Source organism: Pontibacter sp. CAU 1760, from assembly GCF_054482735.1.
Genome location: NZ_JBTLRL010000004.1, coordinates 291,269 through 312,900, shown reverse-complemented (window position 1 = coordinate 312,900; position 21,632 = coordinate 291,269). Strand labels below are relative to the sequence as shown.

General features: G+C 48.4%; 15 protein-coding genes. 2 read left to right on the top strand and 13 right to left on the bottom strand.

Annotation, left to right across the window (positions count from 1 at the left end):
• Positions 1–12: 12 nt before the first annotated feature.
• A complete protein-coding gene (locus ACXYMU_RS07955; protein WP_458985834.1) occupies positions 13–1,011 on the bottom strand; it encodes a cation diffusion facilitator family transporter in 999 nt (332 codons plus the stop codon).
• A 180-nt stretch (positions 1,012–1,191) separates the two neighbouring features.
• On the bottom strand, positions 1,192–1,473 hold the full coding sequence (locus tag ACXYMU_RS07950; RefSeq protein WP_458985833.1) for a GIY-YIG nuclease family protein: 282 nt from the start codon (positions 1,471–1,473) through the stop codon (positions 1,192–1,194).
• Between the two features lie 239 nt (positions 1,474–1,712).
• Between ACXYMU_RS07950 and ACXYMU_RS07945 the strand changes: the two genes are divergently transcribed.
• Entirely contained in the window at positions 1,713–1,973 is a 261-nt protein-coding gene (locus ACXYMU_RS07945) for a hypothetical protein (RefSeq protein WP_458985832.1), read from the top strand.
• A gap of 3 nt (positions 1,974–1,976) precedes the next feature.
• Here the strand turns inward: ACXYMU_RS07945 and ACXYMU_RS07940 are convergent, their stop codons facing one another.
• The 3 genes from ACXYMU_RS07940 to ACXYMU_RS07930 form a co-directional block, all read right to left on the bottom strand.
• The gene (locus tag ACXYMU_RS07940; RefSeq protein ID WP_458985831.1) at positions 1,977–2,177 is read right to left on the bottom strand and encodes a hypothetical protein; all 201 of its coding nucleotides are present in this window, start codon (positions 2,175–2,177) and stop codon (positions 1,977–1,979) included.
• A 131-nt stretch (positions 2,178–2,308) separates the two neighbouring features.
• Positions 2,309–8,410: a beta strand repeat-containing protein gene (locus ACXYMU_RS07935; RefSeq protein ID WP_458985830.1), complete on the bottom strand. Its 6,102-nt coding sequence runs from the start codon at positions 8,408–8,410 to the stop codon at positions 2,309–2,311.
• A 589-nt stretch (positions 8,411–8,999) separates the two neighbouring features.
• Positions 9,000–12,482: a hypothetical protein gene (locus ACXYMU_RS07930; RefSeq protein WP_458985829.1), complete on the bottom strand. Its 3,483-nt coding sequence runs from the start codon at positions 12,480–12,482 to the stop codon at positions 9,000–9,002.
• Positions 12,483–12,793: 311 nt separating this feature from the next.
• Here ACXYMU_RS07930 and ACXYMU_RS07925 point away from each other — a divergent pair, with 311 nt between their 5' ends.
• Positions 12,794–13,537, top strand: a complete 744-nt coding sequence (locus ACXYMU_RS07925) for a pseudouridine synthase (RefSeq protein WP_458985828.1) — start codon at positions 12,794–12,796, stop codon at positions 13,535–13,537.
• Here ACXYMU_RS07925 and ACXYMU_RS07920 read toward each other — a convergent pair.
• The 8 genes from ACXYMU_RS07920 to argH form a co-directional block, all read right to left on the bottom strand.
• A complete protein-coding gene (locus ACXYMU_RS07920) occupies positions 13,524–13,880 on the bottom strand; it encodes a hypothetical protein (RefSeq protein WP_458985827.1) in 357 nt (118 codons plus the stop codon). The genes ACXYMU_RS07925 and ACXYMU_RS07920 overlap by 14 nt on opposite strands.
• Positions 13,881–13,910: 30 nt before the next feature.
• The gene (locus ACXYMU_RS07915) at positions 13,911–14,843 is read right to left on the bottom strand and encodes a DnaJ C-terminal domain-containing protein (RefSeq protein WP_458985826.1); all 933 of its coding nucleotides are present in this window, start codon (positions 14,841–14,843) and stop codon (positions 13,911–13,913) included.
• A gap of 271 nt (positions 14,844–15,114) precedes the next feature.
• On the bottom strand, positions 15,115–15,738 hold the full coding sequence (locus ACXYMU_RS07910) for a YqaE/Pmp3 family membrane protein (protein ID WP_458985825.1): 624 nt from the start codon (positions 15,736–15,738) through the stop codon (positions 15,115–15,117).
• A gap of 132 nt (positions 15,739–15,870) precedes the next feature.
• Positions 15,871–16,596 carry an N-formylglutamate amidohydrolase gene (locus ACXYMU_RS07905; protein ID WP_458985824.1) on the bottom strand — a complete coding sequence of 242 codons (726 nt, stop codon included), beginning with the start codon at positions 16,594–16,596 and terminating at the stop codon, positions 15,871–15,873.
• 6 nt (positions 16,597–16,602) lie between these two features.
• Positions 16,603–17,847: a carboxylate-amine ligase gene (locus ACXYMU_RS07900; protein ID WP_458985823.1), complete on the bottom strand. Its 1,245-nt coding sequence runs from the start codon at positions 17,845–17,847 to the stop codon at positions 16,603–16,605.
• On the bottom strand, positions 17,840–19,312 hold the full coding sequence (locus ACXYMU_RS07895; RefSeq protein WP_458985822.1) for a RimK family protein: 1,473 nt from the start codon (positions 19,310–19,312) through the stop codon (positions 17,840–17,842). The genes ACXYMU_RS07900 and ACXYMU_RS07895 overlap by 8 nt, the downstream gene beginning before the upstream one ends.
• A gap of 3 nt (positions 19,313–19,315) precedes the next feature.
• Positions 19,316–20,041: a peptidase-C39 like family protein gene (locus ACXYMU_RS07890; RefSeq protein ID WP_458985821.1), complete on the bottom strand. Its 726-nt coding sequence runs from the start codon at positions 20,039–20,041 to the stop codon at positions 19,316–19,318.
• Between the two features lie 208 nt (positions 20,042–20,249).
• Entirely contained in the window at positions 20,250–21,581 is a 1,332-nt protein-coding gene (argH, locus tag ACXYMU_RS07885) for an argininosuccinate lyase (RefSeq protein ID WP_458985820.1), read from the bottom strand.
• Positions 21,582–21,632 lie beyond the last annotated feature (51 nt).

Sequence of the window (21,632 nt, the reverse complement as noted above, 5' to 3'; positions counted from 1 at the left end):
GACTGGGATGCTCTAAAGACTGTGCTTTCGGTCAGCGATCACTTTGTCGAAATCCCACTCCACCCGGGCTTTGAATTCCTGCTGACGCACATCACAGTTATCCAGTTTGGCGCATACGGAGCATGAGTTCGGGATGCAGGGATCTGTGTGAATGAAGAACTCTACGTTGGTCGCGATTTTCTCCCGAACCACCCTGCCCACTGCCTCTACCTCGTCATGGGCTTCCTTCACGTTCAGGTACCAGGGCACGGTCAGGTGGCAGTCGATGTGCAGCGTGGTGCCGTACTTGATCACGCGTAGGTTATGAATGTCGATCCAGTTTTCGCGGCGGTTCTCATTGAGCACCTGCACGATCTCCTTCAGCAATTCGTAGTCTGCCTCATCCATTATGCCGGCCACTGACGACCGCAGAATGCGCGCGCCCGTCACGCAGATGATCCCGCCAAACAGCACGGCGACCACACTATCAATCCAGACCAGGCCGGTAAAGTAAATGAGCGCAAGGCCGAGCAGGATGCCCGCTGTGGAGTAGGCATCCGAAATCAGGTGCTTACCGCCCGCCAACAGCACCATCGACTTTGACTTAGCACCTTTTTGCGTGGTGATATAGCCCGTAATGTAGTTAATGAGGCCAGAGCCGGCAATCAGCAGCATACCAAGGTCCAGCTGTTGCAGCGGAACGGGGTCGTAGAGGTTATAGAGCGACTTTAAGATAATGATACCGCCCGCAATCAGAATGAGAGACCCTTCTAGTGTGGCAGCAATGAATTCTATTTTGCCGTGGCCGTAAGGGTGGTTTTCGTCCCGGGGACGAGCTGAAATGATCAGGCTATACAGCGAAAAGCCGCCCGCTACCACATTAATGATCGACTCGAGGGCATCGGTGAGGATGGCATTGGAGTTGGTCAGAAAGAAGGCCACGAACTTGGCCAGCAGCAGCAGTACTCCTACCAACACCACCGTTACCTGTAGCCTTATCTGTTCGTTTTGCTTTTTTATACGTCCTAACACGTTGCCTACCTGCTGCTTTTAAATCCACCTGAAAACCCTGTTTGCCGAACCGGCACCATAAGAGGGCTACAAAGGTAACATTTTAGGGTATGAATCTCTAAGAAAATCAAACCAGCGCTTACTTAAAAGCCAGGCAATCGTCCAGAAGCCATGTATAGCGAGGGGAAGAGTTTACCGGGTTTATACCAGCATGTCGCTTAAGTCCAGCCAGTTTGGGTTCATGGACTCGATCAGGCGATGCATGGAATCCTGGCCACTGCTCAGTATATCCTTTTCGCGCTTCTTGGCGATTTCCTCCACGTTGTAATGCTCGTAGTAGATCAGCCTTTGCAGGCCTGGCGCGGCGGCAGAATCAGCTTCTTTTATCTGATGTTGTAAATCCTGGGTGGTGCCTACTTTTAGGGCGTCATGCGGATGGTTTCCTAAAATGTAAACAAAGTAATTTGCCGGATTTGTCTGCATGATCTCGTGAGTTAATAGTTGAACATGATAACGGAGAGCTTGCGGTAATCTGCTGTTTGTCCCTGATTAAAAACGCCTGCTCCTGCTGCTTATTGCCGAAACGTATGTGAACCGAAGCAAGTTGTACCCGTGCACAAATTTGACCCTTAGGATTCCAACTGGTTTATACATGCCCCGCTCGTTAGCCCATACTCCTCTTTGTATCCTGCGTTAAAGCATCTAAACCTCCTGAAGACAAAATGGCATTGAGCCCAAAACTTTTGGCGGTTCTGGATAAGAGCTACGCCCCGAAAGAACGGTATGACCAGAAATTCCTGGGCAAGGACATCACTTTTGTGACAGACGCATATGGCGACCCTGCCACTTTATTTATCGGAAAAAGGCGGGCGGATGGCAGCATAGCCGGCGAGCGTTATGTACGGCGTGTGGTGCGTGACCCTGCGAGCCAGGTTATCCAGAAAAGCCACTGGGAAAATAAAGGCAAAGTGAGCCGAGGCTAGAGTTTAAATCTCCTCCAGGTCAAAGTCTTTTCCTTTGCCATACCTGATCAACTCATTCAGCAGGTAGCGGTCCAATGTGAGCAGGTCCTTTACGTTGTAGGCGCCCTCTTCGGGCATGTCAAGCACTTCAAAGTCGAAGGTCTCGCCATAATTGGTTAGCCTGTATTTTTTGCCTTTGCGGAGATTGTCAAGAGAGATAGCCATAGGGTGTCAGGCATGCTAGCGTTAAGTTCGAATAGGTGGTACGAGACCGATTTGCAAAGTAGCTAATATAAAACGAGAAAAGCCTGCTCCATCTGGGCAGGCTTTTCTAAAAATAATATAGCGGGTGATGCTTACTTGATCATTTTAGCAGACAAGAAAACTGTTCCGGAGGCAACCCTGGCAACCAGCATGCCGCTTGCAGCCCCTGAAACAGGTATCGTCAGGGTGCCGCTTCGCTTATCCAAGCTAATCTGCTTGTTGATGTAGGTGCGGCCTTTAATGTCGGAGAGCACTACATGCACTGGCAAGTCTGGGTTAAGGTTATTGTAACGAATCTCCAGGTTGTTGGTGGCTTTATTCAGGTAAATACTGCTGAACTGGGCTGCCTGCGCCACTTGCTCCACCGCTACCACTTTCGAGAAAGCGTATGAGCCATCGAAGTCAACCTGCTTCAGGCGGTAGAAAACCACAGGGGCAGCTACAGTGGCGAAATCGCTGTCGAGGCATTTGTAGCGGGAAGTAGTACTGGCATTGCCCTTGCCTGTTACCTGGTTCACGATGTCCCAAAGCTTGCCGTCTTCCGAACGCTGCACTTCGAAGTGGCTGTTGTTCGTTTCAGAAGCAGTAGCCCAGGAAAGCTCTGCATCGCCCGTTTGGTTTAAGACGGCCGAGAAGCTGATCAGCTCCACCGGTAGCGGCGCCGGCTCTGAGCCCGCCGCATACGTAGAGGGTGTCGGCTTCTCATCGGCCAAAGGAGCTGTTACACTACTCTGTGTTACCGACGTACTGCCAAATTTAACCCCTGATAAATTGTCAGCCGACTGGCTTAAGCCTGAGCGGTTGCCTCCAAGAGTAGTTACGCCTGTTGAAGATGCACGTATACCGCTACTTGAAGCTGCGCTAAAAGATGCATTAAATTGATCGACGCTTGAGATTGTTAAGCTTTTCTCTACAGTATTAACAATAGTATTTGATCTCTTTTCGAAGTTTTCGCCATCAGCCGTTTTGTAAATTTTCAACTGGTTGTCAAATAGTAGGTCAGTAAATTCATCCACCATGTATTGGAAGGTAACAGCGGCATTCAGACCGTTATTTTCGGTTGTAGCAATCTGATAGCTTCTGTTAGCAAACTTAACCTTACCCTTTTTATCAAGTAATGTGCCGGTTCTTCTTGTAACATATGTTGTACCTCCTGCCTTTCCGTTAAATTTTACACTGATGCCAATTCCATTTATATCGTAAGTGAGGCCAGCGGCAGTGGTAGGAAGTTCGGTTTCGATTGTGCCTGATATAAACCCTTTGGAAAACTCTTCCTTATCTTCCACCAATATTGACCCTAAAATAGAGTTTGCGTTGCGCTGCAAGATAACCTTATAGGCTTTGGTATAAAGCACCCCTTCATCCATGTAAAGTCTTCTATCTACAGTAAGGTTACCAACCATACTAAGTTTGGCATCGGCACTTGCTTTAATATTAAGGATGCTTAGGGTACCTGCGGGAACTTGCATGATGCCGCTACCTATAAATGCCAATTCTGAATTGCCTCCCCCCTCAATAGTACCAGTTTCAGTTATCAAATCTTTTTCGATTGTTACCTTGTTGCCGTTTAGGTCAAATTTACCTCTCTTCAAATTAAGCGATACTGTGTTGATGAGATTCTGAGACAAAGTAACGGTAGTTGGATTATCAATAATTAGTAGTTGATCCACTTTTGCAGGTAGGCCGGTACCGGTTACCTGCGCTTTAGTGCCGTTATAAACGTAGAAAGCACCAGACTTGAAATTTCTGAAATCAGTGCGGATGGCCCCTGAATTCCCATTGGCACTAATACCTTCAGTATGGCCAATGGTGAGGGTAGCATTGGCATTGACGGTGAAGTTTGAGCCGGAGGCACCTGCAGCAGTGAAGATGATGTTATTACCCAGGTATAAAGCACTGTTTGAGGCGACATCGAAAGCGCTAGCCCCGGACAGCTGAATGTCAGAGGCAAGCTGCACTTTACGGCCTGCTTCAATGGCTACTTTCTGGATAGACCCTGCCGCAGCCATGCCTTTAGAAAAGCTAAAGTCTGTAACCTTATCCTGTGCTATTTGCTTGAAGTATAGCTCACGCTTTGTAGCCAGAGGGTTGAAGCTAGAGCCAGTTGGGGCTTCCAAGCTACCGTGTAGGTATAGCTGCTCATGGACCTGCAACGTACCCGAACTTATCAGGTCACCCAGTATTGTTGTCTTTTTTGCCAGTGATAAGCTTCCAGTATTGCGCGTTAGGGGACCGTTAACGGTTAGCTCGTCTCTAGACGTTACAGTACCGGCATTAAGCAGGTTTCCACTGATGGTAGCCGTTTTAGAAAGTGAGGCACTGGCACCGGCTGCAACGTCCATTTTGCCAGTAACCGTTAGTGCTCCACTAGCTGTTGAAGTTATTGTACCGCTATTAATGAGATCTCCGGTGATGGCAGTGGTAATAGTAGACTGCTGAAACTGACCACCAGACATGATTTTCAAGTCACCTGCAAATATTTTGAATTCTTCGTATTCGCTTGCCACAGGAGGTGCCATGTTTCCTTTATTAACCACGCCGCCAGATTGTATATAGTTATACATTGCTAAATGGAAGTCGCCGGCCGCGTTGTGGGTTATTCCGCCAGAAACATCCAGCATGTTGAAACCTGCTATAGCTGTTATTGGGCCGTTGCTCGTTATGCCGCCACTTGTCACGTAAGTGTATTTTGCCAGTGGGAAAGCACTCGATGTGCTGTTGTGCTGGATACCACCTGTAACTCTCAGCATGCTAAATGCATTCGGTGCCGTTACGGTGCCACTGTTAACCAGACCGCCGCTCGACACGGTAGTTTGCAGCGCCATCTGCAGTTGGGCACCAGCCAGGTTCTGTAAAGCACCTCCGAAAGTCATGGCGTCTCTTCCCGACACCGATCCGGCATTGGTCAATATGCCGCCGATAGTGGCGGTTTTAGGCAGCGCTACACTGGCTCCGTTTGCAACATCCAACTTACCAGATACTGTCAGGGCTCCGCTAGCTGAAGAGGTGATCGTGCCACTATTCAGGAGATCTCCGGTGACCGTTGTTGTAATGGTAGGCAACTGAAGCTGGGCACCAGCTGCGTTTTGCGTATTTCCCACTACAATCAATGTTTCAAAGTCACTGGTTGTTGCAAAAGGCTTCATGGTGCCTTTGTTCAAAAGTCCGCCGCTTTTAATATCTGTTTTCTCAGCTAATTGAAACGTTCCGGTACTGTTGTGAACTATTCCGCCCGTTACCTGCAGAAGTGTTGTGGCAGCTGAGGCTTGCATAGGGCCATTGCTTGTTATACCCCCACTCAGCACGGTGGTTTGTGTAGCCAGTGGGAATGTGCCGGTCGAAATGTGGTCAAGCTTCCCACCTAGGCTTAGGGTTGTAAAGCCACTGACAGCGCTAACGGAGCCGTTATTGATCAGGCTACCAGTTGTTGTGTTAGTGGTTTTGGCTAAGGTGAGGTTAGCACCAGTGGCATTGTCGATGTTGCCCGCTACACTTAAGGTTGCAAAGGTGCTTGCTGACAACGGAAGCATAGTTCCTTTGTTTGTAAGTCCGCCGCTCTTGATGGTGGTGCTATTGGCCAAGTGGAACATTCCATTACTGTTGTGAGCGATGCCGCCTGTCACATCCAAAAGGGTAAAGGAACCCGTGGCTGTCATGGGGCCATTGCTCGTTATACCGCCGCTCGATACGGTGGTTTGCGTGGCCAGCGGAAAAGTGTCTGTTGTGTTGTGCTGTATACCGCCTGTCACGTTTAGAACATTGAATGTGGTTGGTGCCGTCATAGGGCCATTGCTGATTATACCGCCGCTCGATACGGTGGTTTGTGTGGCCAGCGGAAAAGTGCCTAATGCATTGTGCTCAAGCTTGCCACCCACCGTTAACGTTGTAAAGCCGCTTACAGCGCTTACAGTGCCGTTATTGACAAAGCCGCCGGTTGTAGTGCTTTTAGCCAACTTAATGCTGGCACCTACAGCATTGTCTATATTACCCGTCACGCTTAGTGTTGCGAAGTCAGTTTCTGACACAGGAGACATAATCCCTTTATTTATTATACCACCGCTCGTAACAGTAGTATTTGAAGCCAGCGGGAAAGTGCCTGATGCATTGTGCTGTATACCTCCCGTCACTTTTAGCACACTGAATGTGGCTGGGGCTGTGATGGTACCGTTGTTGACCAGGCCGCCGCCCAATACCGTAGTTTGTGCAGCCAAAAGCATTTGAGCATTAGCTAAGTTTTGCAAAGCGCCACTCACTGTTAATTGATCTTTAACCGACAGCGAACCGGCATTACTCAAAGCGCCACTGATAGTAGCCGAAGGAAGCGAGGAGCTGGACCCGGCCACCAAATCCAATTTCCCTGTGATTGTAAGTGTTCCGCTACCTGTATGGGTTAAGGTGCCTGCATTGCTTAAATCACCGTTAAAGGTAATTGTCTTAGTGGGCAACTGCATCTGCGCACCTTCCATGTTTTGACTATTGCCTACTATGTAAAGTTCTTCGAATGAACTACCAGCTAAAGGCATCATATTACCCTTGTTAATTAACCCACCACTCTTGATATCTGTCTTTTTAGCCAGGTGAAATATTTTGTTACTGTTGTGAGTGATTCCACCTGTTACCTGCAGAAGGTTTGTAGCAGTTGAGGCTTGCACAGGGCCATGGCTTGTTATACCCCCACTCAGCACCGTAGTTTCTGTAGCCAATGGGAATGGGCTCGATGTATTATTATGTATGATACCGCCCGCAACTTTTAGCTCTTCAAGCCCTGATGGAGTTGTCAAGGTTCCGTTATTGACCAGGCCGCCATTTACATAGGTTATCTTGGCAAGCGGGAAAGCATTGCTTGTGCTATTGTGCTCCAATTTTCCGGAAATGTCGAGCAGATCGAAAGAACTAAGGAGCGTTATTGTGCCGGCGTTTGTAAAGTTACCACCTAAGCCGTTCAGACCTAACTTGATTTTTTTAGGAAGCTGAATCGTAGCTCCGTTTTCATTTGTGATATTCCCATCAACAGTCATATCACCGGTCACAACTAAGTTGCCGGTGTTCGTAATACTTCCTTTAACTGCCAATTTCCCATTGAACCTTGTATCGCACCTGTTCTCTATGATAAGGTTTTTCCCCACTACATAATCACACGAACCAATGTTCAGTTGTTTGTTATTAGTTGACCTGATCGTCAGATCGCCAGTAACTTTCAGGTCGCATCCTAAATCTAAATTAGGCCCCTGACCTGCTGAATTCCAGATAAAGTTTGCAAAGGTTTGCTTGATACCGCTAGGCAATTCAAGTCCGGCCCACTCTACTGTGGACCCTGTGCTCCAAATGGCTTTTGGAATGGCTGTTTTATTATTGCGCAAGATGTACTTAGATCCACTATTGAAGGTGATTAGAGCATCTGCATCAAAATTTGAGGTTACATGGATGTCGTTTGACACATCGATAAGGCCATCTACTCGTATTATGCCCTCTTTTCTAACGATTAGCTCGCCAAACTTAGACATTAACAGTGAGCCGGTAGATGGAATGGTCAATACACCATCTTTAAGTACCTCTAGTTTGTCATTCTGAGCATTTCCCAAGTTATAGGTACCAAACACCTTCAGGTTACCACCAGCAGCTATAGTGAATAATCCTGCCCCATTATCGTAGGCCTTCCCATTCAGTATATTGAAAGAACCTTGTAAAACAACTGTGCCTTCATTTTTCAGATTACCACCCAACCAATTTAGCGTCCCCGAGGTGTTTATTGTGAGGGTTCTTCCAGAACTGACTTTAGTTGTTCCGTTAAGGATTACCAACAAGTCTGTTGCTATGCTGTTTGATATAGTTTCATCACTATTCACTACAACTATTTTCTTTGGCTCCGAGAAAATATTACCGTTTAGAGAATACAGTATGTATGTATTTGTTCCTTGGGCTAGCTCTATGCTAGTTGCGGAAGCAGCCAGGGTTTCCTTATCCCACAACGCAATCCCAGTTAAAGGAGAACTAGGAAGCTCACTGGTAATACCTGATTTCCGCAGTATTATATGAGACGTAATGCCTGTACTTGGAGTGAAATATAGTACAGGCTTAGAGTTTTCCAGTCTCACCTCCAGCTTTGTAGGGGGCGATTGCGCAAATCCCTGCTGTGCCCTTGTCACTAAGAGCAAAAGTGCCAGGAGATGCAATAGTGGTAGTAGTTTCTTCATAATCAATCTATATAATATATAAATATATGTATTATGCTTTGCAAATATATAGATATGTTACGATTCTTTAATACGTGTAGTTACACATGCTGCTTAAATAGTGTAACATTGGAGTGAAAAAGTACTAGCACCAATAAATTATTAAATGGAAAAGTTATATATATACATTTGTATATAGCTTTTTAAATCTAATAAGACCATATCATGGAGTGGATTTTATGACTGACTGTACAATACAGTGCTTTCCTAAAAAAAAATTAAAAAAATTTCTCTTGCCAAGTAAATCTTTTGCTTTCCCTTTGAATTTTATGCCTTTCGCCCAACTTGTCAACTGATACTATGCTTAATAAGTGTCGAGTGGAGTGTCAATCGACAGACTTAATGTTAGCCTACAGAAATGCTTTCATTGATTTATCCTCACTCCTACCCTTACCTCCCTTAAACTAGCTGCTTATAACCACTTTGACATGTTTCAGTCTGCTAATGCTGTTTGTTTTGGAAACCAAAGATGCTTGGGATATACTTATTATAAACAGCAAGAGCCTGCACAATGGCAGGCTCTCGCTCATGAAGACTAACGTACTATAGTTTACCTGATCACCTTAGCAGCCAAAAACAGTTCACCAGATGCTACTTTAGCGGCCATTATTCCTTTAGCAGAGCTGTTCAGGGGTATGACCAATGTACCTGTAGGTGCATCTAGTTTATAGGGCGCATTTACCAACAAACGCCCTTTCAGGTCAGCTAACACCACGTGCATCGGTAAGCCGGGCGCCAGGTTTGCGTAGTGCACCTCCAGGTTTCCGGTACCTGGGTTAATGCTGATGCGACGAATGCCAGTGGCCCTTTCCTGCTGCTGTACCGCGATCACCTTTGAGAACGCATGGGTACCCTTAAAGTCAACCTGTTTCAGGCGATAATACACTACAGGAGCTGTAAGCTGATCGGCTTCTTTGTCTGTATAGCTATAGGCTTTAGTGGTATTGGAATTGCCGGCACCGGCTACGCGAACAACCTGCCTGAACTGGCGGCCATCTGCAGAACGCTCCACTTCGAAATGGCTGTTATCTGCTTCTGATGCGGTTGTCCAGTATAATTGCACCTCCCCTGCCGCCGTTAGCTTAGCCGTGAAACTTGCCAGCTCCACCGGAAAAGGGTTGATGGTTGGGTCGCCCGCTGTCCAGGTAGAGGACTGGGTAGTTACTGCCTGCTGTACCCGTGAGATCCCCTCAAAACCGGAAACCGCAGGCGTGTTATGCGTAGCGGCTGTTGCACTACCCAATATAGTACTAGAGCCGGGGGGTAGGCTTTGGGTGCTGCTCGCAGTGGTAGCACCGGTAAAGCTATTGATGTTGCTTAAAGTAACCGTGCGGGCATCTTTGTTTGCCACCGATCCTTTTACAAGTCTGTAATTAGTGCCGCCGTCTTCGGAGCGCAACAGGTTGAATTTGTCCTCGAAGTTTAAAAGCAAGGCCTTTATTTCGTGCTTCATGTACTTAAACACCAGTTTAGCATCCAAGCCTTCGCCTACGGTTGTCTTGATCTGGAAGGCGCGGTTTACAACAAGATCCTTCTCGGTCGGTGTAGTGCTGCCTGTATAGCGCACCAGTTGAGTCGTTCCGGCGGGGGTGCCGTTGTAGGTTATCTCCAGGCCGATGTTGCTGAAAGCATACACTTTGTTTATCTCGTTGGTGATGTGCTCTGTTTCTACCATTCCGATCACAAAGCCTTCATCTGCCTCGTCTTCATCTTCCGTCAGCGTTGCGGTAGGCAACAGCTTCACCCGGTTGCTATGGGTATACAGGATTCCCTTTTCCATATCCAGTTTGTCATGTATGGTCACGCTGCCGGAGAGGTCTACTTTCTTCTTTACTTTTATATAGAGTTGCTTGAGCGTAACAGCGGGTATCGTGATCGTCGCGTTCTCATCATCATTCACAACAAGCAGCTCAGACTGGTTGCTTCCTTTTAAGGTGCCAAAACCCTGCGTCATTTGTCCATTCAGGGTAAGCACCTTGTGGTTGAGGTTAAATTCTCCCTGATTCAGGCGAAGGAGCTTCGTGACCGTGGTGTGCTGCGTCAGGGTCACAGCGCTAGGGTTGTCGATGGTGAGGCTGCCTTCCATTTTAGCTGGCAGCCCATACCCTGTTATTTGTGGGCTCGTGCCGGCATAGGTGTAAAATGCCTTTGCCCCGTAGTTGCGGGTTGTGGTTCTGATCGCCCCGGCTTGCTCTGAGGCAGGCGCAATTCCCTGCGCATGGCCAATCTCCAGAGAGGCCCCGTCTTCCAGTATAAAATCATTATTGGTCGCGTTCAAAGCATTTCTCACCTCGTAGGTACCTAAGTTCAGGGTAGCTCCTCCCTTTACCTGCAGCTTTCCGCTTTTAGCTGCATTGCCTGCCAGTTCCAGGTCAGAGGCCAGGGAAATACTTCTGCCATTCTCGATCAGAATTTCTCCAATGGCGCTATTGGCCAAATTTGCTTCAGGTATACGCAAGCGTGATGCTTTGTTGAGCTGAGAGGTATTGGTGAAATGTATCTTGCTCCAGCTCACCGCACTCTTAAAACTCGCCTCGCCCTGATTTTCCAGGCTGCCCTCCAGGTACAGTTCGGCATTTGGCACGAGCGTACCTCTGTTAATCAAGTCGCCTTTCACTTTTACTACTTTAGGCAAAGCAAACTTATTCCTGCTGTTGTTTTCCAGCCGGCCGCCAATGTCCAGCAGGTCATAGTCACTGCTGCTATAGGGCGAGATCTCCCCAAAGTTGATCATGTTTCCGCCAGTGGTGGTTTTCTTAGGCAATAGCATGGCTGCGCCTGCCTTATTTTCCAGGCTTCCACGTACTTTCAACTCGTTCACCACGGTCAGGGAGCCGTTGTTGTTAATGCTGCCTGTGGTACTGGTCAATTTATCGTCGAAGGAAACCATTGCATTTGTGCCTATCACTAAATCGCCTCCTAACGTATAGTCGCAGCTACCCAGGGTAAGCAGTTTGCTATTTGTGTTTTGTACAATGAGCTTGCCGTTGGGCTTCAGGTCGCAGTTCAGGTTTAGGGGACCACCCTGGTCGCTAACATCCCAGATGAAGTTGGAGAACAATTGTTTGATGCCCGTAGGCATCCCGTTGTAGTACCAAGCCATGGTAGAACCATCGAGCCAGGTGGCTTTTGGTATTTTCAGATTCTTGCGGAGATGGAAAAAAGCGCCTGGTCCAAAAGTAGTGATCGCATCATCTTTGATATAAAAGTTTGCCCTTACTTCGTCAAGCACATCCAACGTGCCGTCAACGGTGAAGATTGCCTTGGAGTCTACCCGTAGGTCTCCGTGTTTGAAAACAGTTAGTTTACCTATGGGTGCCACATGCAGTAAGCCTTTCTCCAGTATTCTAATGGTATTGTTTGGTCGGTCAACGATATTGAATTCCCCTTCAACGACTGTTTTACCCTCTGCGGATACTTGAAACAGTCCGTTGCCATTGTCATAGGTTATACCTGCGGGTACCCGGAAGACGCCTTTAACATCTATAATGCCCTGATTGCTCAGTGAGCCTCCCAACCATGCAAAACTTCCGCCTTTGGCAATGGTGAGTGTTCTGTTTGCCTGGATAGCCAATTTCCCGTTGGAGAGAACCAGTAGATTGGCGGCAAGATCACTGGAGACGTTTTGGTCGGTATAAGAGACCACAATGCGGCTGGGGGTAGAGTAGTTATAGGAATGATCGTACTGGTAAAGCAGGTAGGTATAGGTGTTTTGTTCCACTCCGATGTTCCCCCCGTTTTTAGCCGTGTTCACGGCCAAACTCCAGTCACTTGGTATATTTAGGATGGTTGGAGCAATTTTTGGCAGAAGTGTGGGAGTTTCATTCGTAACCCCCTCTTTTCGGAGAAGCAGGTAGCCCTTTAGGTCGGTGGCAGGGCTTTCTGTAAAAGAAATGCGCAGCTCACTGCCTGATAGCACTGCCGAGAGGTTTGCTGGAGCCTCAGGCGGCACATCATCCGCTAGCAAAGGCAATGGGTTGGCAACAAGGGTAGCCACCAACAAGAGCGTTAAGTAAGATAAAATTTTTCTCATGGGTTTTATTTTTAAATAGGGCGAATAAAGATGGTATCGGAAATATTATATTCGACATACTATATAGTTTTATATATGGTTTCATTTGTATTCCGTGAAATAGTTTAACTATAGATAGTTTTATATATAATAAATTATCTATTTAGAGCATAAAAATGTATATATTATATACTTTATATAATGAATATAAATGCCTTCTGAGGGAGCCAAAGCATGGATATTTATATTTATATATTAATATATATTGAATACAAGTGATTTTCACTCTCCATATTATTCTGTGTATTTTTGTCAAATAAATTTGGAAAAAGGTGCTGGAAATAATTTATGAGGACGCTACGTATGTGGCCATCAACAAGCCGAATGGCTTATTGGTACACCGCACACGGATAGCAGAAGAGAAAAAGGAGTTTGCCTTGCAGCTGCTGCGGGACCAGTTGGGCTACCGGCTATACCCCCTGCACCGCCTCGACAGAGGCACTTCCGGGGTGTTGCTTTTTTCTAAATCGCCGGAGGCGGCAGCGCCTGTCGTAAAGTCTCTTGTGGACCGGGAGCCTGATAAAACGTACTTCGCCATCGTGCGGGGCTACACTCCTGAATCCGGCATTATTGACTCTCCTATTCGCCCGGACAAAGACCACAAGCACAATCAACCCCAGGAAGCTGTGACCGGCTACACCCGATTGGCGACTGTAGAATTGCCTATACCTGTGGGGCCGTACCAGACGGCACGTTATAGCTTAGTGCGTGTAAAGCCAGAAACAGGCAGGATGCACCAGATACGCAAGCATTTTGCGCACTTACGCCACTATATTATAGGGGACAAGCGCCACGGGGATTGGCGTCATAACAAGATGTTCCTGGAGAATTTAGATAGCCCTTCCCTCTTGCTGCACGCGGCTTCGCTGACGTTCAGGCATCCGGATACAAATGAAGAGGTGCAGCTAAAGGCACAACTGCCTGCGAATACGCAAAGGCTTTGCAAGCAGTTTGGCTGGTTGGATGTGCTGGCTAGGCAGGAGGCTCTGCCGCAACCCTTGCCTATTGTTGATTGAGCACGCGGCGCACCATCTCAAGCTGCGCTCTGGCCACAATGTCGTTGTGCGAGTCAGCGTTTAGCACTAGCAGCAGGTAGGCTGTCGGCGACAAGCGCCAGTCCTGTACTACTTCGCCGTTGCTCGATCTGAACACTACTTTAAAGTTCTCGCGCAATGGCAGGTGCATGGTATGGCATACCTCCGTCGCTCTCTTGATAGCCATCCCTAGCTCTTGCATGGTATGGCAGGCATGTTGCGCTAACAGGTCAGACGCATAATAGACTAAATGCTGGTCTGCCAGGCTATCGATAAACTTATCGAACGAACTGTAATTCTGTGTTTGGTCTCTCGTAATCAGCATAACTCCCTCGTTTAATGGTGGCAGGTGCGTCTATACTATCTTCTCTTTTTTAATATCCCGAAGCTGCTCCATGAGTTTCCGTTCCTGGGCCGAAAGGTGCATTGGGAGGCTTACCTCTATTTTTACGTAAAGGTCTCCGAACTGGTCGGTTTTGCCATAAACCGGCATTCCTTTGCCTCGCAGCCGCAAGGTTTTGCCGGGCTGTGTGCCTTCAGGTATTTTTAGCTTTAACTGACCGCTCATGGTTTGCACCTGCGCCTCGCCGCCTAGTATGGCCGTATACATGTCAACTGGCAGGGTGGTGTACAGGTCGTTCCCTCGTCTCTCGAAATTGGGGTCGGGAATGATGTTCACTTTAATATAGAGGTCGCCAGCAGCACCGCCGCCCATTGCCGGGCCACCTTTCCCTTTAATCCGTAGCTGCTGCTCGTGGGCCACGCCGGGTTTGGTGGTGATGCGTAACTGTTGGTTTTTGAGGTTGATCAGGCGTGAAGTTCCCGAAAAGGCTTCCTGGAGCGTGATTTCCATCTCCGCCTGGTAGTCCTGGCCATTTTGTGCCCGGCTTCTGCCGCCGCCTTGGTTAAAGCCAGCCCCCCCACCACCAAAGAACTGCTGAAAGAAATCAGAAAAGCCGCCTCCGCCGCCACCTCCAAACATATCCTCGAAGCCGCCGCCACTATAGTAGCCCCCACCCGGGTGGCCATACTGCTGTCCTCCTCCGGCACCGGCATTCTGAAACTGCCGCCAGTTAGACCCTAACTGGTCATATTGCTGTCGCTTTGTCTCGTCGCCCAGTACCTCATAGGCTTCGCTGATATCCTTAAAACGGTCCTCGGCCGCTTTATTGTCTTTATTTTTGTCCGGGTGATATTTTTTGGCAAGACTGCGGTAGGCTTTTTTAATTTCTGCCTGAGAGGCAGATTTCTCCACTCCTAGTATTTTATAATAGTCCTTGTAGTCCATGCAGCTATCGTGTTGCTAATCTTATTGCCTTTTGTTACTTGGTTTATTTACGGAAATAAGTACCTGATGTGTCAGGATCAGGCAATTTATAAACATTTCGCACTCCTCTATCTGCTAAATCTTAAAACATTAGAGCAGAAGTTAGTGCACGTCCTGTTTTTATACTGTCTGATCGACTTTAGGATAACCGAACAATAACACATAGCCTAAAAATAAAAGCAGCACTGCCTGAGACAGTGCTGCTTTTGTTGCTATTAGTGTTCCTGTTTTCTTAAATCGAATCCGTTACTACCAATAAGGCATAAATTATACCCGGTATGAAGAACAGGAGTGTCAGGATGATACTGATCCAGAAAGAGGTGCCAATGCCGTCGTGCAGGAACACCGCCAAGGGAGGAAGAAGCACAGCCAAAATGATTTCTACAATAGAAGTGGTACTGGCTGACTGACGGTAAGCTTCCTTTACTTCCTTTTTAAAGGCTTTCTTCTCCGCTTTGGTCATGCGCTCCAGTCGCTCGGTAGCCATGGACAACACCTCTGCCTCAGCGGCCGACAAAGCTGGCTTCGCCGCAACAGTTTCTGTTCTGGCTGCAGGCGCTTTCACCACTTCAGACGATTTATTGGCTATTGCAGCGGGAACTGCTGCACCTACATTTGCTTCTAACACTGGAACTTCCGCAAGCTTAGTTTCCAGCTTAACCATATCCTCTGAAGCAAGGGCTGGGGCTACCGCATCATCTGTTGTTGCAGTGGCAGGCGCTTGCTTGGCTTTCACAGTATTATAGGCCTCTGGTTTAGCAGCTGAAAAGCGGTAATACTCGGCAGAGTTACAGGAGAACATTAATTGCCCGGCTATTAACACTGTCACTGCATGCAGTAAATTTCTGAATTTCATAGTTGTGTATTTTAAATGTGTTGAACTAGTTTGAACAGGCTGGCCTAGTATAGTTTAACATGCCAATGCCCGTTTGAATAGAATACTTTATATATCGCCTTTTTGTTATTGATTTAGCTATATATATCTTGTTTATATAGCATCGCTGGTCTGGTACCTGCTGTCGCTTTGCAGCACCTGCTCCAGGCTTTTTCGGATGACCTGTTGCAGTTCTAACCACGCAGTGCCTGCCTCTAGGGCAAATTTTTGGTTTACCTCCAGCTCAATTCCGATATACTCAGACGCGCTGAATTTGTGGCGCAGGTATGTCGGGAAGCCGTCCGCTATACCTAGGTAAGGGTAATTGAAGCGCACCAGCAAGTCAGGAGCCTGTTGGTTCAAGGCGTTTTTCCAGTCACGGCAGAAAGCCTGCTCTGGTTTGCGCTGCGGGTCGTAGAGTAGGCCAATGGCGGCATCCCGCTCCTCCCCTTTCAAGACTGGCGTGAACGTGTGCACGGCAATATGCAACACGGTTCTGCCCGCCATCACAAAATCATGGATGAGGTTTTCGACCTGCTCCCGATACGGGCTGTAATACGTCTTGATGATTAGCTGTTTATCTTCTTTGGGCAGTGGCTGGGTAACAACAGAGAAAAGCTTTTTGTGGTGCAATGACCGGTTTAACTCAATCAATAGCCGGGTCGTTTCAGCGCTGAAGGACTTTTGTGCCAAACCCTCTAACTGTTGAAAGAGCTCCAGCGCGCCGATGTCATAGCCCTCGTGCGAGGCAAGTAATTCCTGATGGTTTTCAAATAAGGGTTGATAGGGAGCGGGCACTTTATTGCCGCCGTGTTCGCAGGTTAGTATCAGTTTTATCATGTAGTATTATGGAGAAAAGATTTCGCCGTTCTGGAGGCAGTTGGCCAACTGGCGGTATACCGTTTTGATCTCATCTGTGGAAGGATCAGACCCCACCGCATTTAAAATTCGCCTGGATAAATTGCCTTGTGTAAGTAGTGTCTGTATCATCTCAATAGATGCTTTATCTCCTGAATCAGGGGCTATTTGCTGCACCACATGGTGCCATAGCGCTCTGGCAGTAACAGGAGCGCCTGTGGAAATGCCAAAGCAATGTAAATACGCTATATTCTCAATTATAGTTTCTTGCCCATCCCGGATCACTTCCAGCAGAAGCGCAGCCAAATCCTTCTCATGGAAGCTTCTTAAGTAACCCTGCGAGCACCATTGCCCTGACACCAATGCCTTTAGAGTTTCCACCACAGCTTGCAGCACCGCCATATCCGCAGCTGGACATTCCTGAATATCCAGTAACCTGATTTCGATGGTTTGGCGCGAGAAGCGCGCAATAGCACCCCGCGAGTTTAAGAACTCATCCTGCAGGTCGCCCTCCGGGTCGTAAGGCGCGATGTCCCTGAAAATGCGTTGGAAGATTTGCTCTTCATATTCTTGCCGCGTAAATACCGCCTCAGGCACGATGCTGCCCGCTATGGAAGGGATTTTGTCCTGGTTGTGGCGGTATACCTCCAGGCGCGTGTCCTGGAAGCCGGTCACCTTGCCATCTAAAATAGGAGAAGAGGCGCTGAGGGCAGGTATGATGGGCAGCAGCACCCGAATAGCCGCATGCAGCTTCCCGAATTCCTCGTCATTGGCAAAGGGTAAGTTAAGGTGGGTACTCTGCAGGTTTGCCCAACCGTGGCCCCTGCAGTCGAAGATACGGTTATAGGCTTCATACACCGCATTGTGCTCATGAGGCCACAGTGCGGTGTCGGTATAGGGGTTCATGAGCGGGTGCGCCCCGGTGGGCAGCAGCATCGCGTGGTGTTTCTCCAGCATCAGGTTTATTTTCTGCACATGCTGCTGGAACTTAGCTGCTAGTCCTGCAAAGTTTTTGACCGGGCCATTGGTCTTCAGCTCTACCACATGCAACACCAGCTCGTTGCTCCAGGCAATATCCCCAAACTCCACATCCGAGAGATAGGCCCCTACCGCCTCATAAATAAGCTTGTCGGTGATGGGCAGCACGCGCAGGCTTTCCCGCTCCACAATCATGTATTCCAGTTCAATGCCATACCCCTCAAAGAGGTGCAGCGGCCTTTTCAGCTCATTCATCGTTTCGGATCGTTTTGTAAGACTCTATGCGGCGCTTGATAGACTTCATGATGGACTTATAGAGTTCTTTTTTCAGAATCTTGTCCTCCACACCCGCATCAATGCTGGGGTTATCATTTACCTCAATCACATAGGCCTTGCCATCTATTTCTTTCAGGTCTACCCCGTATAGCCCATCCCCGATCAGGTTGGCGGCTTTTAAGGCAGTATGCAGCACATGAAAAGGCACCTGCTCAAAAGGAACGGTTTCCCCAGCTCCCTCCTCGTCCTTCTTTTTGGCGCCATTCCAGTTGTAGATTTGCCAGTGCCCTTTGGCCATGAAGTATTTGCAGGCATAAAGTGGTTGCCTGTCGAGCACCCCGATGCGCCAGTCAAAATCTGTCGGCGTATACTCCTGCCCGATAATCAACTCTGAGTCGGACAACATCAGCTCCAGTTCCTTTTTCAGGCTTTCCGCATCCTTTGCCTTCACCACCCCCTGCGAAAAGGAACTGTCTGGTTTTTTCAGCACGCAGGGTAAGCCCAAGTGTGCCTCCACTGCGCCGCAGTTATCCTTGTGGATGATCATGGTTTTGGGGATGGGCACCTTGGCCTTGGCCAGTAATTCAGCCAGGTATACCTTGTTGGTGCAGCGCAGGATCGAAACCGGGTCATCAATCACCACCATCCCCTCGGCGTGTGCCTTGCGGGCAAAGCGGTAGGTATGGTGGTTCACGGCGGTTGTTTCGCGGATAAACAGGGCGTCAAACTCGGAGAGGCGGCGATAATCGTCTTTGGTGATCAGTTCGGTATAAAACCCAAGCCCTTCGGCAGCCTCCACAAAATGCTGCAAGGCCCTCTCGTTAGAAGGAGGCGCTTTTTCCTGTGGGTCTATTAGTATCGCCAGGTCAAATATCCTGCGGGTGATGCGAACACTGGAAAAGCGATGGCGCGCAAAATATGCCAGGGCGAAACGCTTTAAGTCCGGCTGATGACTCTCAGGCACTTCATTCACGGGTATGGGCGAGATACTCTGCAGCACCCACTCATCCTTGAGCACAAATTGCGCACGCAGCAAAGGGGCCTGAAAAAGGTCATGCAACTGCTTGCACAGCTTTTCATACTTCATCGCGACGTTATGGCCAAAGTATATGCTGAGTGTAAAGTTTTTAGATTTTAATCCTGCCAGGCTTTTCTGTATCAGCTCATTCAGTTCTACCGTGATGGCCCGCACAATCGTCGGGCTTTTGAGGTCCTGCATCGTCGTGACGCTGGGTATGGCTTTGTGCCCCCGGGCCTCGGCCAACAAAGACACATAGTATCCGGCGCTCTGGTAACGGTAGGATCTGCTAAGGTTAAATATCCGGGCATTCTTGAGATCGGTATAGGCCGCATCCGTCAGGTAAGTTTGCGTATCCACCACTTCTGTGTTCTCGGTAGCCTCGTCCCAGTCTTTGGGATGGTCTACCACCACTATCTTACGCATGTATTAAGCTTGTTCAGGTTTGTTGGTATGTGCGGGTTGTATCGCCAGAAGGTTGGCATCAAATGTTGCCATCCCCAGCATGATCGAATTGATCAAGTGGGAGGCTTTCACTTCGTAGTAGTTGTCTTTGAAATACGGGTTCTCGCGGTAGGGGTCGGCCACGACAACGCTTTTCTGGTCTTCCCCAAAGCCGCATAGCACCACAAAATGCCCCATTGGGAAGCCCCGCACGTCATCATAGATGGAGATATCGTGCTCATCCGCTCTCTCGCGGGCACCCTGGTAAAGGTACGTGGCACTAAGGCCTGTGAGCAGCGGTATGTCCTCGTCAAAATACTCCCGCAGCATGGTTTTGGTTAGATCCCGGCATCGTAGCTCGCCACCTAACCGCAAAAAGTCGATGTAGGCATGCGATGCGCGGTGCAGTTTGCTCCCTTGCTTCACCTGCATTTGCAGCTCGAGTTTTTCAATAATCTCCTCATTGCTCAGCAAAAACCAAGTGGGGTCGAAAATGTGCAGGTTATAGGTATAGATGCGTGCCCGGTAGCCACGCTGCAGCGCATGGCAGGCCAGCAGCACTTCCAAAGTACCGCCTTCGTCCAGGTAAGGCACTTCTTTGATCACTTCCCCTAAAGAAATGGTGTCTTTGAAATAACGGTACACCGCATGCAGACTGGTAGGCCCACAGGTAGAATCGTCGGGTTGAGTATGGATTTTGATTGGTATCACACGGAGCCAAATGCAAAAAGAGTTCTATTCGAATCTGTATACGCAGCTTGCTTATTTTGTTATTTCATAATTCAAAGAATGTATAGCCGTAGCCTGGTAGGTTGGTCGTCGGCGCAGGTAGGTACGGTTTATAAAAAAACGGCAGGAAGAAAATGGGGTATGCAGACATCCCATTTCCTTCTTGCCGTTTCACAAGCCTTCGAAGCCTTTATTTCAAAAGCGCAGCATAAGCCTGACTAACCCTACCAAAATTGAATTGCGCCATAGCCTGTTGCATCAATTCCGCAATTTTATCATTGCACAGGTTTCCAATGCTACCCTCATGGGTATGGGTAACGGCTGCAGCAGGTTTGAAATTGCCGGCTTCTATCTGCGCGCCAACTACTTTGTAAGCATCGCGGAAAGGCATCCCCTGCAGCACCAGGGCATTCACAGCATCCACACTAAAGAGGTACTGGTATTTTTCGTCTTCCAGAATGTTATCCCTTACCTTCAACTCAGCTAGCATATAGGTCAGCATTTCGAGGCAGCTTTGTAGTTCGGCAAAACCGGGGAAGAGGTTTTCCTTCAGTAACTGTAAGTCGCGGTGATAGCCAGAGGGAAGGTTGATGAGCAGCATGGAGATTTCTGTGGGTAGTGCCTGCAACTTATTGCACTTGCCGCGCAGCAGTTCAAACACATCGGGGTTCTTTTTATGCGGCATAATGCTGGAACCGGTGGTTAGGTGGTCTGGCAGCGCGATGAAGCCAAAGTTCTGGTTCATGTACAGGCAAAGGTCCATGGACATCTTCGCGATAGTAGCCGCCACCGAGGCCATGGCCGTAGCCACCACCCGCTCAGACTTACCACGGCCCATCTGCGCGTATACCACGTTATAATTCATGGCCTCAAAGCCCAGCAGATCAGTCGTCATCTGGCGGTCCAGCGGAAAAGACGAACCATAGCCAGCAGCAGATCCCAACGGGTTTTTATCCGCAATTTTATAAGCGGCATGCAGCAAATGCATGTCGTCTACCAGGCTCTCGGCATAAGCGCCAAACCATAGCCCAAAAGAGGAGGGCATGGCCACCTGCAGATGGGTATAGCCAGGCAGGAGCACTTCCTTATACCGCTCACTTTGCTGTTGCAGCATGTCGAAAAGGCTTTTCACACCCTCCACGGTCTGCTGTAATTGGTGCCGGAAATAAAGCTTTAAATCCAGTAGCACCTGGTCGTTTCGGGAGCGGCCACTGTGTATTTTCTTCCCTGCATCGCCCACACGGCGCGTCAGTTCCAGCTCCACCTGCGAATGAATATCCTCTACGCCCGGCTCTATCGTAAAATCCCCCGCCTCAATGGCTCTGTAAATCTCCTTTAAATGAACGTGAAGCACCTCCAGCTCCTCTTGAGTTAACAAGCCAATGTGCTGCAGCATTTGGGTGTGCGCCAAAGAACCCAGTACATCAAAAGGGGCCAGCTGCATATCCAGTTCGGCATCCCGGCCTACTGTAAAGGCTTCTATTTCTGCGGCTGTGCCAGTTTCTTTTTGCCAGAGTTTCATGCGGTAAGGTGTGTATGATGATGCGTATCTATTTAATTTATAAGCCGCCTG